Consider the following 13,046-nt stretch of genomic DNA (forward strand, 5'->3'; position numbering starts at 1 on the left):
GACAAGAGGGACCCCGCAAGCACGCTGGTTGTCCCCACACCCAACTCATCAGACAAGCGAAGGGACAGAGATTAAGTCACAGCCTCTGAGGAGGCGCGAAGCGCCGTCTCGAAGGGCGAGGGCGGCCCATGGGCGTCTCACCGATCGCGTTAACCCCTTCGCAAGCAAGGTGAACAATTCGTAAAGCCTGCGCGTGACCGGGGCGGCGCTCCATGGCATAAGACGGCATGGCTTCGATCGCACCTCAGGACCCCGGATTCGGCGTTTACGTCCATTGGCCCTTCTGTCTGGCCAAATGCCCCTATTGCGACTTCAACAGCCATGTGCGGCGCGGCTCCTACGAGGAAGACCGCTATCTCAACGCGATTCTCATCGAGCTGAAACATCGCGCCGCCCTGACCAAGGGGCGCGTGGTGCGCTCGATCTTTTTTGGCGGCGGCACGCCTTCGCTGATGTCGCCCGACACCGTCGCGCGGATCATCGAGGCGATCGGAAAGAACTGGAAGCTCGATCCCCAGGCGGAAATCACCCTGGAGGCCAATCCGACCAGCGTCGAGGCCAGCCGATTCGCCGGCTATCGGGCGGCCGGGGTCAATCGCGTCTCCGTGGGCGTGCAGGCCCTCAACGACGCCGATCTGAAGATGCTGGGGCGGATGCACAGCGTCGACGAGGCGATGCGCGCGCTCGATGTCGCCACCAAGACTTTTTCGCGCGCTTCGTTCGACCTGATTTACGCTCGGCCCGGCCAGAGCCCGCAGGCCTGGGCCGCCGAACTCACCGAGGCCTTGAGGCGCGCGCCCGAACATTTGTCGCTCTATCAGCTCACCATCGAGCCCGACACGATGTTCGAGCGGCTGTTCGAGGCGGGCAAGCTGAAAACGCCCACGCCCGACGCCGCCCGCGCTTTGTGGGACGTGACCCAGGAATTGACGGAGAAGGCGGGAATGCCCGCTTATGAAATCTCCAATCACGCGCGGCCCGGCTGCGAGAGCCGCCACAATCTGATCTACTGGCGCTATGGCGAATATGCCGGCGTCGGCCCCGGCGCCCATGGCCGCATCGTTTCGGCGCGCGGCGGCCGGCGCGCCCAGGCCACCGAGCCGCATCCGGAAATGTGGCTTACCGTGGTCGAAGCCGAGGGAAACGGACTCATCGAGGACGAGGCGCTTTCGACCGAAGCGCAGGGCGACGAATTCCTGCTGATGGGCCTGCGGCTCGCCGAGGGCATCGATCCCGCGCGCTTCCAAACCCTGACGGGCAAGCGTTTCGAAGCCTCGCGCGTCGCCGACCTGATCGCCCATGGCATGGTCGAATATACCCGCCAGGGCCGCATCCGCGTGACTTCAGAAGGATTTCCGGTGCTGGACGCCGTGGTCGCCGACCTCGCCGCGTAATCCTTCGCTTTGGACTTCGACGCGTTCTTAACGAAGCGCGTCCATGCTCAGGCGAAAGGAGACGCGCATGTTTGGCTTGTTCCGTTTCCGGCCGGTCGCCCTGGCGGCGGCGGGGCTGCTGCTCATCGCCGGCGTGATTCTTTCCGCGCTCTATGTCTGGTCGCCCCAGGCGACGCTGCGCATCACCACGGGCGTGTCGGGAACCCCGGCGAACCGCTTCGTCGGGGCTTTCGCCAAGGTTCTGACCGCCAAACATCCGCGCGTGCGCTTCGACTTCGTTCCCGTCAGCAGCCTCGCCGAGAGCGCCCAGGCGATGGAGAACGGCAAGGTCGATCTCGCGTTGGTGCGCAGCGACGTGTCGCCCCCGACCAATGGGCGCACCATCGCCATCATGCGCCGCGACGTTCTCGCCATTTTCCTGCCGGATGGATCGCCGATCGACGATGTCTCGAAACTCGTCGGCAAGACCGTGGCGATTCCGCAGGGGCCGACGCAGGAGAACAATTCAAAGGCGCTCGACGCCATCCTCACCTATTTCGACATTGCGCCGGACAAGGTGAAGCGCCTCTTCCTCCCCGTCGACGCGATCGGTCCGGCCATCCATCGCAAACAGGCGTCGGCGGCGCTCGCCGTGGGGCCGATCGGGCCCGGCGACGCCGTTGCGGTCGCCGCCTCGATCTACCGGGCGACCAAGGCCGCGCCCGATCTGCTGGCGATCGATCAGGCCGACGCGATCGTCAAGCGTTTTCCCGGTTTCGAATCCATCGACGTTCCCGAGGGCGCGTTCAAGGGCAAGCCGCCGACTCCCGACGATTCCACCACCTGCCTCGCCGTGACCTACCGGCTGGTCGTTCCCGAAACCATGCTCAATGTGGTCGCGGGCCTGATCGGCCGCGCCGTGCTCAACACCAAGGAAAAACTGATCACGGCCGATCCGCTGGCCAGCCAGATTGAAACGCCCGACGCCGACGACACCAGTCCGGTCCTGCCGATCCATCCCGGCTTCTCCGCCTATCTCAGCAGCGGCGACCAGAGCCTGCTCGATGCGCTCCAGCAATATCTCTACGTGATCGGCATTCCCGCGAGCCTGTTGGGATCGCTGATCGCCCTCGGGTGGAGTCGGTGGCGCAACCGCAAGCTGGTGGATGTCGAGCAGCAGGCCTACCAGCTGCTGGTCATCGCCGACGCGGCGCGCCGGGCCGACAGCGCGGAATTGGAGCGGCTGGACGACGAACTCGACGAGTTGATCCGTATCTGCGTCAATCATATGACCGCCGGGACGGCCGATGTCGCGCAGGCGCCGATCACGACCCTGGCGATCGATCACGCGCGCCGCGCCATCGAACGGCGGCGCAAGGACCTGGCCGCGGCGCCGCCGCCGCAGAGCCCAGGCCCCGCCGAGGCGCCCGCCGCGCTGTCGAATTAGGCTTTTGCACGGGATATGCGCATCCTTTGAGCGCGCGCCGGCTTGATGGTCCTTCGCGGCGCACATACGATGACGCCGGAAGACATCGGCGAGGCCGCCTTGACCCAGAGCTATCTCACGCGAAAAACCATTGATGACGCCAATGGCGACGCGCCCAACGAAACCTTTCGCAGGAGCCTCGGGCCGTTCTCGCTGACGGCGCTCGGCGTGGGGGCGATCATCGGCGCCGGCATTTTCGTCCTCACCGGCGCGGCGGCGGCGCGCTATGCCGGGCCCGCCGTCATCCTGTCCTTCGCGCTCGCCGGTCTCGCCTGCGCCATTGTCGCGCTGTGCTATGCGGAGCTGGCGGCGCTGATCCCTGTTTCCGGCAGCACCTATTCCTATGTCTATATCGCGCTCGGTGAGATTTTCGCCTGGGTCATCGGCTGGGATCTGGTGCTGGAATACGCCATGGGCGCGGCGACCGTCGCGGTGGGATGGTCGGGTTATCTGACGAGCCTGCTGGCGAGCCTCGGGCTGCATCTGCCGGCCGAGCTGACGGCGCCGTCCGGGGCCGTCCTTCGACTATTGGACGCGCCCGGCGCGGCGACCGCCACCGGGCTGTTCAACGCGCCGGCGGCGGCGGTGGTGCTGGTCATCACCGGCCTGCTCATGCTCGGCACCCGCGAATCCGCGCGGGTTAACAATGTCATGGTCGGCTTCAAGCTCGCCGTGGTGGCGGTGGTGATCGTCGCCGGCGGGCTGCATGTCGTCCCCGCCAACTGGACGCCCTTTTTACCGGAAAATGCCGGGGAATTCGGCCATTTCGGCTGGAGCGGGGTTTTACGCGGGGCCGCCGTGGTGTTTTTCGCTTACATAGGCTTTGACGCGGTGTCGACGGCGGCGCAGGAGGCGCACGAGCCGCGGCGCACCATTCCGATCGGCCTGATCGCTTCGCTCACCATCTGCACCGCGCTTTATATCGGGGTCTCCGCGGTGCTGACCGGCGTCGTGCCGTTTGAAAAACTCGACCGGCCCGATCCGATTTCGGCGGTGATCGACGCCATCGGCCTGCCCTGGCTGGCGGTGGTGGTGAAATTCGCGGCGCTCGCCGGCCTGACCACGGTCATTCTGGTGCTGCTGTTCGGCCAGGCGCGCATCATGTTCGCCATGGCCAAGGACGGCTTGCTGCCGGGCTTTTTCGGCCGGATCAGCGCGCGCTCGCGCACGCCCGCCCTGAGCCAGGGGCTGATCGGCCTCATCGTCGCGACCATCGCCGCCGTGTTCCCCATCGACGTGCTCGGCGAAATGGTGAGCATCGGCACGCTCGCCGCCTTCGCGCTGGTCTGCGTCGCCGTCATGTATCTGCGCCACAGCCATCCGGAGACCCCGCGCCCGTTCCGCGTGCCCGGCTCGCCGGCGCTGCCGACTCTCGGCGTGGTCGCCTGCCTCGGCTTGATGGCCGGCCTGCCCTGGGAAACCTGGGCGCGGCTGCTGCTCTGGCTGGTGCTGGGCATGGGCTTTTATTTCGTCTACGGCCACCGCAACGCCCGCAAGGTCGGGCGCTGACGCGCTCAGGCGCTGACACGCTAGTCTTGGCGCCGGCGCGCCTGCTGGACGCCGCGCTCCAGCGCCGAGAGGAAGGCCGAGCGGTCGCGCGGCGAAAACCCCTTGGGTCCGCCCGACACGGCGCCCGTGGCGCGCAAATCCTCCATCAGGTCGCGCATGGCCAGCGCCATGCCGATCGAGGCGTCGTCGAAAACCTTGCCATTGGGCGCGACGACGAAGGCGCCCGCCTTGACGCAGCGCGCCGCCAGCGGAATGTCCGCGGTCACCACGATGGTTCCGGGTTCGGCGCGCTCGGCGATCCAGTCGTCGGCCGCATCCGGCCCCTGCGGCACGAGGACGCGCTCGATCATCGGGTGGCGCGGCGCCTGCAGCAGCCGATTGGCGACGACGAACACCTTGAGATCGTGCCGGGCGGCGACCTTGTAGCATTCGTCCTTCACCGGACAGGCGTCGGCGTCGATCAGGATTTTCGGCATGCGTCCTCCGGCGCGACCGGTCGCGGTCGTGGCGCCGAGTTTCGCAGGCCGCGCGCATCGGGGGCAAGGAGGATGGCGCGGGCGCCGAGCGGAATCCTTAAAATTCCTGACGAAGATCACAGATTGATGACACAGGGGCGTTTTCCCCCGCCTTCGCCTCCCGGCTGCGATCAGGCGGCATGGAAAGCGGGCAGGGTGACTATAAAATGACCAAAAGGCGTATGCGCCGGTTTCGCGTGATCCCGCGATACTGCGTCAACCCATTGAAACCCTCGGCAATACAGTTTATCAATCCCAGACTACTCCGGTGGCCCGAGCCTGTTGCATGAACATCGAGATCGAACGCAAATTCCTGCTTCGGAACGAGGGCTGGCGTGACGAGGCGCTGGGCGTTGAACGCTTGCGCGACGGCCTGGTCAGCGAGTCCGGCGGCGGCAAGGTTCGCGTGCGGCTGGGGGAGAGGCAGGCCTCGCTGGCCGTGAAGACCAATTCCGTCGGCCTCGCGCGCTGGGAGTTCGAATATTGCATTCCGCCCGCCGACGCCGAGATGATGTTGGCGACCATGTGCGGCGACATGGTGGTGGAGAAATTGCGCTATCGCGTGGTGCACGCCGGTTTCGAATGGGCGGTCGATCTCTATGAGAAGCGTCTGGCCGGCATCGCCATTGCGGAGATCGAACTCGCCCATGCCGACCAGCGCGTTCCGCTTCCGCCCTGGGTCGGCCGCGAAGTGACGGCGGACGAGCGGTTTCGCAAGCGCAATATGGCGCGCCTGTCGCTGGCGTCGGAGGCGCCGCTCACCGTGGCGCACCTGCTGGCCTTGCCCGTTCGCGAGTTCGCGTCCGTCTGACCGTCTCATTGAAAAGCCGCCCCACGGGGGCGCGTGGGGCGGCTTGAGTCGATGATTAAGGCTTGCGTTTCGAGGCCATGGTTCGAAACGGCCCTCTTCACCACATGTGGTTATTATGTCCGGGCCGTCCCGCGCGGGCGCGGGACGGCGATTGTCTGGGATCAGGCGTCGTAACTGTCGTCGCCGGAATAGCCGTCGTCCTGGTAGTCGGCGTCCTGATAGCCGGGGTCCGGGTCATTGCCGCCGCCGCGCTGCTGGTCGTCGCCGTAATAATTGTTGACGATGGTCTCGCCGCCGCCGCCGAGTCCGGCATTGCCAAACCCGCCGGCGCCAAGACCGCCCGCTCCGCCGCCGTGACCGCCGCCGAACACGCCCTTCAGCGTGTCCGCGAGCAGCACGCCGCCGGCGACGCCGGCCGCCGCGCCGAGCGCGCCCTTAAGAAAACTGTTGCCGCCGCCCTGGGCCTGAGGTGCGCCGCCCCAGGGCCCGGGCTGCTGCGGGGCCTGCTGGCCCCAGGGGCCGCCCTGCTGCGGCGGGGGCGCAGGCTGATTGGCCTGGCCCCACGGCGAGGGCGGGGCCTGGCGCGGCGCGGGAGCGCCGGCGCCGCCGAACAGGCCCCCGAGGAAGCCGCCGCTGCGCGGCTGCTCCTGCGCGGCCTGAGCCGCCTGTTCGGCCTGGGCGAGACGGCTCTCGAGCTCGCGAATCCTCTGGTCGGCGCCCTTGAGCGCCTGTTCCTGGACCAGGACGGCCTGGGCGAGGAGATAGGGGGCGTAGGGCTGGGCGCGGACGGCGTCCGCGATCAATGCTTCCGCATCTTGTTCGCGCGGCGCGCCGGCCTGGCTGCGCACGCGTTCGAACAATTGGGTCAGCATCTGACGTTCTTCGGGCGACATAGGCATGACGCTTTATTCCTTGGTTGTCGTCGGCGCTGGGCCGGACGCATGGAATATGTGCTCGGGCTGCGACAAAGCAAAGACCGCTTCTGCATGAAATTTCCGTCATCTTGCGGCAAGGCGCCGCCGCAAAAAGGTCACAGCGGCGCCGGAAAGGTTTTTGCGCGCGACAAACATCTGGTGTTCCGCGCGGCAGCGGCTTTAAGCTGAACATTAAGGTTTGGAAGGATCGGGATTGGCGATTATGCGCATTGGCTGGATGGGACTGTTGACCTTGGCGGCCCTGGCCGTTCCGCTGGAGGCGACCGCGCAGGTCGCGGAGCCGAGCCCGCTGTCGCCGGCGCCGACCCTTCAGACGCCGCCCGCCGCGCCCGCAAGTCCCACGTCAGCAAGTCCCACGCCCGCAAGCCCGGCGCCGGCGAGTCCTGCGCCCGCAAGCCCCGCGCCGGCCAGCCCCGCGCCTTCCAGCTCGGCGCCAGCCCCCGTGTCTCCCGCGCCGGCCGCATCCGCGCCAGCGCCCGCCGATCCCGCGGCGACGCCCGCGCCGGCCGCGAGCGCGACGCCTGCGCCCGCGCCGAAGCCAAAGCCCAAGCCGGTGGCGCCGCCGCGCGAAATGGCCCTGTCGGACGATCCGACGCCGGTGCTGCAGCCCGAGACCTTCTTCGCCACGGCGCTGGCCTCCGAACGCTATGCGGCGATCGCCGACGCCGGCGGCTGGCCGAGTGTTTCGGCGCTTTCGCCCGGCGCCAAGGGCCCTGCCGTCGCCGCGCTGCGCAAGCGGCTGTCGCTCGAGGGCGATCTGGTCGGCGCCGAGGCGAGCGGGACCAATTGGAGCCCGGCGCTCACCGCCGGGATCAAGCGTTTCCAATTCCGCAACGGCCTGCGCCAGACCGGCGTGGTCGCGGGCGCCACGCTCAAGGCGCTGAACGTGCCGGCGCGCATGCGCTTCAAGCAATTGGCCTCCTCGGCCAACAGGCTCGCCGGCCTGTCCTTCCCCTTCGGCGACAAATATGTGGTGGTCAACCTGCCTTCGACCGCCGTGGACGCCGTGGAAAATGGCCATGTCGCGCATCGTTATGTGGCGATCGTCGGCGGCCCCGACCATCATTCGCCGCAGATCTCGGCGAAAATCGTCGCCGTCAATCTCAACCCGACCTGGACCGTACCGGAATCGATCATCAAGAACGAGATCATTCCGAAAATGCGCTCCCAGCCCAATTATCTGTCGCGCGCAAGAATCCGAATCCTCAACAACAAGGGCCAGGAAATCAATCCCGGCTCGATCAACTGGAATTCCGAGCAGGCCAAGAATTACACGCTGCGGCAGGATTCCGGCGCCGGCAATTCGCTCGGCCTGATCCGCATCGCCATGCCCAATCCCGACGCGGTCTATATGCACGACACGCCGTCGCGCAACCTGTTCGCCAATGATTACCGCTTCCTGTCGCATGGCTGCGTGCGCGTGCAGGGCGTCTACGATCTCGCCGCCTGGCTGCTGCGCGAGACGCCCGCGCCGAACGGCGGCGTCTGGACCGGCCAGCTGATCCAGGACCGGATCAAGACCGGCGCGCGCGAGGACGTCAAGCTGACCGCGCCCGTGCCGGTGATCTGGGTCTATATGACCGGCTGGGCCTCGGCCGACGGCACCGTGCATTTCCGCGACGACGTCTACAATGTCGACACCGTGGGCGATTGAGCGCCTGAAGGCCTGAACGGATAAAAAAAGTCCGGCGAACTTCTGGTTCGCCGGACTTTTTTGATGCGGTGGCCTCGGCCTCAATCCTCGAGCAATTGCTTCAGCAGCTCCAGCTCGCGCTTGAGCGCGCCGTCCTTCGCCACCAGCGCGTCGATCTTGCGCACCGCATGCAGGACGGTAGTGTGATCGCGGCCGCCAAAGCGCCGGCCGATCTCCGGAAGCGAGCGCGGCGTCAGGATTTTCGCCAGATACATGGCGATCTGGCGCGGCTTCACCACATTGGCGGTGCGGCGCGAGGACAGGATGTCGGCGCGGCTCACATTGAAATGGGTCGCCACCAGCTTCTGAATGTCTTCGATCTTGATGCGCTTGGCTTCGCGGTGGCGGATCAGGTCGCGGATGGCGTTTTCCGCCTGTTCGACCGTCAGGACGGAGCCGACCAGCGTGGTGTGGGCCAGCAGGCGGTTGACGGCGCCGTCGAGGTCGCGGCCATTGGTGCGGATCATGCTCGCCACCATGGAGACGACGGAGGGCGCGACCTCGAAGCTCGGCTGCACGATCTGGGTGGCGGCGATGCGCGCCTCGACGATCCGCAGCCGCAACTCCTCGTCCAGTGGATGGATTTCGACGCACAGGCCGCCAGCGAGCCGCGAGCGGATCCGCTCGTCGAGATTTTCCAGATCGTTCGGCACGCGGTCGCAGGCGATGACCACCTGGCGCCCATTGTCGATCAGCGCGTTGATCGTGTGGCAGAACTCCTGCTGAACCGCCTTGCCCTGCAGGAATTGCACGTCGTCGACAATGAGGAGGTCGATGCCGCGCAGGGAATCCTTGAAGGACAGGGAATTCTGCGACTTCAGCGCCGAAACGAAGCTGTACATGAACTTTTCGGCGGTGAGATAGAGCGCGTTGCGCCCCGCCGCCGTCGCGGCCTGGGCGATGGCCTGGACCAGATGCGTCTTGCCGAGGCCGACGCCGGCATGGATGTAGAGCGGATTGTAGATCGACGAGGACCGGCTGATTTCCTGGGCGGCGGAAAAGGCCAGCTGGTTGGACTTGCTGACCAGGAAGCTCGCGAAGGTCATGCGCGTGTCGAGCGCCGAGGTCTCGACGCCAGCGCCTGAAACCTCGCGCGGCGCGGCCGCGACGGGCGCGGGGCCCCGGGGGGCGGCGCGGGCCTCGGTCGCAGGCTCGGTTTCGGCGGCGACGACGCTGAACGAGGCGCTGCGCACGGACAGGCAGATCTCGGAAACGCCAGGCAATTGCGCCACGGCGATCGCCCGGAGCTTTTCGTAATAATGCGCGCAGATCCAGCTCTTCAGGAACTTGGTCGGGACGGACAGATAGGCGCAGCCGTCGGCGATACGGTCAAGCTCAAGGCGGGTGAACCAGGACGAATAGATGGCGTCACCCAGTTCAGCCCGCAGCACCGTGCAGAATTTCACCAATTCATCCGCGCGTGAATAGGCGTCGCCGTTCAGAGCTTTCTGAGTGTTCGCTTTTGACATTTCTTGTCTTCTTGTCTTTTGCCGGGTTTTCGTTGTCGATTTTCTTGTTTTGTCGAATTCACGACCGTTGGGAACGCGAACGCATACTTCTGGCGATTTGGATCGCCAGACCGTCAGGCGCGACATCGAAGACATTTAGAGAGGCACAGCGCTGCTCCGGTCACGTGGTTTCTTGGACAAAAACGCATTTATCTAGTAACAAATTCGCCCAAAAAAAGCAACCGAAATTTTATCATTTCGCGCCAACGAGCAACGCTTATCGCTGGGGCAGGTATCGGCGTCAATTAATTTATTTATCGAACATTCTATAGTTAGTCTTTTCGTGGTTAAGTCCGATTTATACATTATTCTTAACCTGATGCCCGACGATACACGCCAGCGGTTGGCCGTGCAATGGCCAAACTACGATTTTTGGGCGGCGCAACGGCGGCGCCGGGCGGCGCGATTTCTACCTTGGACGGAGGCGCCCGGGATGCCGATGAGTCAGAGCAAAAACTGAAACCGCGTCCGGTGCGAAAAAAAATACGTCCGTGAATTTTGCCTCGATTCGGAGCCTGCCAGGAGGCGAGTCAAGCGCATACCGATGCGCTTCCCCAGCGCATTTTGCGCCTAACCGACGAAAAACAATGGAGATCGGCCAACCGCGGGTTTTGGCGCCCACGAAAATTTTGTCGGGATGTGCGCTTGGGCCACAGTCGCGCCGCAACGCCTGGGGCGACCGCCGGTCGTGTGTTGCGCGCGTCAGTTGGAGGGGGCGGCGTCCTTCCGGCGCAGCCGCACCACCACGTCGATGCGCGCGATCTCCATGCCTTCGGGCGGCTCGGGAAGGGCGCGGAAGTCGATCAGCTCCTTGGGGAGATCAACCAGAAGATGCGCCTCCTCGGTGAGGAAATGCTGATGGTCGTCAATATTGGTGTCGAAATAGGTGCGGGTCCCGTCGATCGTCACCTCGCGCAGCATCCCGGCGGATTTGAACTGGTTGAGCGTGTTATAGACGGTGGCCAGCGACACATGGGCGCCCGCCGCCTGCGCTTCCTCGAACAGTTTTTCCGCGGTGACGTGGCGGTCGCCGCGCCCGAACAGCAGCCAGCCCAGGCGCATGCGCTGCTTGGTCGGCCGCAGGCCCGCGGCGTCGAGCTTTTCGCGCAGATCATGCAACGGGCAGCCGCTCAGATCACTGCTCAAATCGCCGCTCTGGTCGCCGCTTTTGCGCGCGGCGCGGGATTTCGCGGATGCTTGTGATTTCTCCATATGTCCTAAAACCCCCGCGATGTCGCGCTCAATATAGGATTTTGCCGGCGCGGCGACAACCGAGGCGGGCTGCGTCAGCTTGCCCATGACGCACAGTCTTTCGGCGCCGTTTGCGCTATGTTAGAAGGCGCGGTTTCTGAATCGCGGCGAAAGCCGCAAGGCAACCGGGGGAACGGCCTAAGATGGGCGAACGGCGCAACAGTTTCGATTATGAGGACCTGCTCTCCTGCGGGCGCGGCGAATTGTTCGGCCCCGGCAATGCGCAATTGCCGCTGCCGCCCATGCTGATGTTCGACCGCATTGTCGAGATCACCGAAGAGGGCGGCGCCAATGGCAAGGGCCATGTCCGCGCCGAATTCGACATCAAGCCCGATCTTTGGTTCTTCGGCTGCCATTTCCAGGGCGATCCCGTCATGCCTGGCTGCCTCGGCCTCGATGCGCTCTGGCAGCTCACCGGTTTCTTTCTCGGCTGGCTCGGCCTGCCCGGCCGCGGCCGCGCGCTCGGCGTCGGCGAGGTGAAATTCGCCGACCAGGTGTTGCCGACCGTCAAGAAGGTGGTCTATGGCGTCGACTTCAAGCGCGTCATGAAGGGCAAGCTCAAGCTGGGCATCGCTGATGGCTGGCTCGAAGCCGACGGCAAGCGCATCTATGAAGTCAAGGACATGCGCGTCGGCCTGTTTCAGCCGGCCGTCTGACCTTCGGGCGAGCCTGATCTTCAGGCCAGTGGGGCAATGTTCGCCCGAGTGGCGCAAATATGCGCCGGGGGCGCGGGAGTTTTGAGCATGAGGCGCGTCGTCGTCACGGGTTTGGGCATTGTCTCCTCCATTGGCGACAATGCGGGGGAAGTTCTCACCTCGTTGCGCGAGGCCCGGTCGGGCATCGTGCGGGCGGAAAAATATGCCGAACTCGGCTTTCGCTGCCAGGTTCACGGCGCGCCCAAGCTGAATCCGGCCGATGTGGTCGACCGCCGCGCCATGCGCTTCCACGCCGACGGCACCGGCTGGAACCATGTCGCCATGGAGCAGGCCATCGCCGATTCCGGCCTGGAGCTGGGCGACATTTCCAACCCGCGCACCGGCATCATCATGGGTTCGGGCGGTCCGTCCACCCGCACGGTGGTGGAATGCGCCGACATCACCCGGACCAAAGGTCCCAAGCGCGTCGGCCCCTTCGCCGTGCCGAAAAGCATGTCGTCGACGGCCTCGGCGACGCTCGCCACCTGGTTCAAGATCAAGGGGGTGAACTATTCGATCTCCTCGGCTTGCGCGACCTCCTCGCATTGCATCGGCAATGCCGCGGAAATGATTCAATATGGCAAGCAGGACGTGATGTTCGCTGGCGGCTGCGAAGAGCTGGACTGGACGCTCTCCGTCCTGTTCGACGCCATGGGCGCGATGTCCTCCGCTTATAACGACACGCCGGAAAAGGCGTCGCGCGCCTATGACGCGGATCGCGACGGTTTTGTCATCGCCGGCGGCGCCGGCGTGCTGGTGCTCGAGGAATATGAGCGGGCCAAGGCGCGCGGCGCGAAGATTTACGCCGAACTCGCCGGTTACGGCCTGACCTCGGATGGCCACGACATGGTCGCCCCCTCGGGCGAGGGCGCCGAGCGCTGCATGCGCATGGCGCTGGAAACCTGCAAAATCCCGATCGACTACATCAATCCGCACGCCACGGCGACGCCGGTCGGCGACGCCAAGGAGATCGAGGCGCTGCGAAAGGTGTTCGGCGCGGACAAGTGTCCGCCGATTTCGGCGACCAAGTCGCTCACCGGCCATTCGCTGGGCGCGGCCGGCGTGCAGGAGGCGATCTACTCGCTGCTGATGCAGCAGAACGGGTTCATCTGCGAAAGCGCCAATATCGTCAATCTCGATCCGGCCTTCGCGGACATGAACATTGTTCGCGCGCGGCAGGACGGCAAGCAGCTCGGCGCGGTGCTGTCCAATTCGTTCGGCTTTGGCGGCACCAACGCCACGCTGATTTTCAAGCACGTCGACGCCTGAG

The 13,046-nt window shown here is 65.4% G+C and carries 13 protein-coding genes; 8 read left to right on the top strand and 5 right to left on the bottom strand.

The window, feature by feature from the left end; translation table 11 throughout:
• Positions 1–227: 227 nt before the first annotated feature.
• From hemW to M2320_RS19005, 3 genes are all read left to right on the top strand, one after another.
• Positions 228–1,394 (top strand): radical SAM family heme chaperone HemW, encoded by a 1,167-nt coding sequence (gene hemW / locus M2320_RS18995; RefSeq protein ID WP_264598632.1) that lies wholly within the window; start codon positions 228–230, stop codon positions 1,392–1,394.
• 67 nt (positions 1,395–1,461) lie between these two features.
• On the top strand, positions 1,462–2,820 hold the full coding sequence (locus M2320_RS19000) for a TAXI family TRAP transporter solute-binding subunit (RefSeq protein ID WP_264598633.1): 1,359 nt from the start codon (positions 1,462–1,464) through the stop codon (positions 2,818–2,820).
• Between the two features lie 69 nt (positions 2,821–2,889).
• The gene (locus tag M2320_RS19005) at positions 2,890–4,368 is read left to right on the top strand and encodes an amino acid permease (protein WP_264598634.1); all 1,479 of its coding nucleotides are present in this window, start codon (positions 2,890–2,892) and stop codon (positions 4,366–4,368) included.
• Positions 4,369–4,388: 20 nt separating this feature from the next.
• Here the strand turns inward: M2320_RS19005 and M2320_RS19010 are convergent, their stop codons facing one another.
• Positions 4,389–4,844 carry a YaiI/YqxD family protein gene (locus tag M2320_RS19010; RefSeq protein WP_264598635.1) on the bottom strand — a complete coding sequence of 152 codons (456 nt, stop codon included), beginning with the start codon at positions 4,842–4,844 and terminating at the stop codon, positions 4,389–4,391.
• A 325-nt stretch (positions 4,845–5,169) separates the two neighbouring features.
• Here M2320_RS19010 and M2320_RS19015 point away from each other — a divergent pair, with 325 nt between their 5' ends.
• Entirely contained in the window at positions 5,170–5,694 is a 525-nt protein-coding gene (locus M2320_RS19015; RefSeq protein ID WP_264598636.1) for a CYTH domain-containing protein, read from the top strand.
• 161 nt (positions 5,695–5,855) lie between these two features.
• Here M2320_RS19015 and M2320_RS19020 read toward each other — a convergent pair whose 3' ends face one another.
• Positions 5,856–6,593: a DUF2076 domain-containing protein gene (locus M2320_RS19020; protein WP_319801452.1), complete on the bottom strand. Its 738-nt coding sequence runs from the start codon at positions 6,591–6,593 to the stop codon at positions 5,856–5,858.
• A 42-nt stretch (positions 6,594–6,635) separates the two neighbouring features.
• Here M2320_RS19020 and M2320_RS19025 point away from each other — a divergent pair, with 42 nt between their 5' ends.
• A complete protein-coding gene (locus tag M2320_RS19025; RefSeq protein ID WP_264598637.1) occupies positions 6,636–6,797 on the top strand; it encodes a hypothetical protein in 162 nt (53 codons plus the stop codon).
• 141 nt (positions 6,798–6,938) lie between these two features.
• On the opposite strand, the gene M2320_RS19030 is transcribed toward M2320_RS19025, so the two are convergent.
• Positions 6,939–7,256: a hypothetical protein gene (locus M2320_RS19030; protein ID WP_264598638.1), complete on the bottom strand. Its 318-nt coding sequence runs from the start codon at positions 7,254–7,256 to the stop codon at positions 6,939–6,941.
• Between M2320_RS19030 and M2320_RS19035 the strand changes: the two genes are divergently transcribed.
• Positions 7,228–8,283, top strand: coding sequence for a L,D-transpeptidase family protein (locus tag M2320_RS19035; protein WP_264598639.1), 1,056 nt, complete (start codon positions 7,228–7,230; stop codon positions 8,281–8,283). The two genes, M2320_RS19030 and M2320_RS19035, sit on opposite strands and share 29 nt — an antisense overlap.
• A gap of 80 nt (positions 8,284–8,363) precedes the next feature.
• On the opposite strand, the gene dnaA is transcribed toward M2320_RS19035, so the two are convergent.
• Together dnaA and irrA are read right to left on the bottom strand one after the other, a co-directional pair.
• Entirely contained in the window at positions 8,364–9,791 is a 1,428-nt protein-coding gene (gene dnaA, locus M2320_RS19040; protein WP_264598640.1) for a chromosomal replication initiator protein DnaA, read from the bottom strand.
• A gap of 741 nt (positions 9,792–10,532) precedes the next feature.
• Positions 10,533–11,042, bottom strand: coding sequence for an iron response transcriptional regulator IrrA (irrA, locus tag M2320_RS19045; RefSeq protein WP_264598673.1), 510 nt, complete (start codon positions 11,040–11,042; stop codon positions 10,533–10,535).
• A 182-nt stretch (positions 11,043–11,224) separates the two neighbouring features.
• Between irrA and fabA the strand changes: the two genes are divergently transcribed.
• Together fabA and fabB are read left to right on the top strand one after the other, a co-directional pair.
• A complete protein-coding gene (gene fabA / locus M2320_RS19050; protein WP_184427033.1) occupies positions 11,225–11,737 on the top strand; it encodes a 3-hydroxyacyl-[acyl-carrier-protein] dehydratase FabA in 513 nt (170 codons plus the stop codon).
• A gap of 87 nt (positions 11,738–11,824) precedes the next feature.
• The gene (fabB, locus tag M2320_RS19055; RefSeq protein WP_264598641.1) at positions 11,825–13,045 is read left to right on the top strand and encodes a beta-ketoacyl-ACP synthase I; all 1,221 of its coding nucleotides are present in this window, start codon (positions 11,825–11,827) and stop codon (positions 13,043–13,045) included.
• Position 13,046 lies beyond the last annotated feature (1 nt).

The sequence above is a fragment of the Rhodoblastus acidophilus genome, from assembly GCF_025961575.1.
Lineage (GTDB): Bacteria > Pseudomonadota > Alphaproteobacteria > Rhizobiales > Beijerinckiaceae > Rhodoblastus > Rhodoblastus acidophilus_C.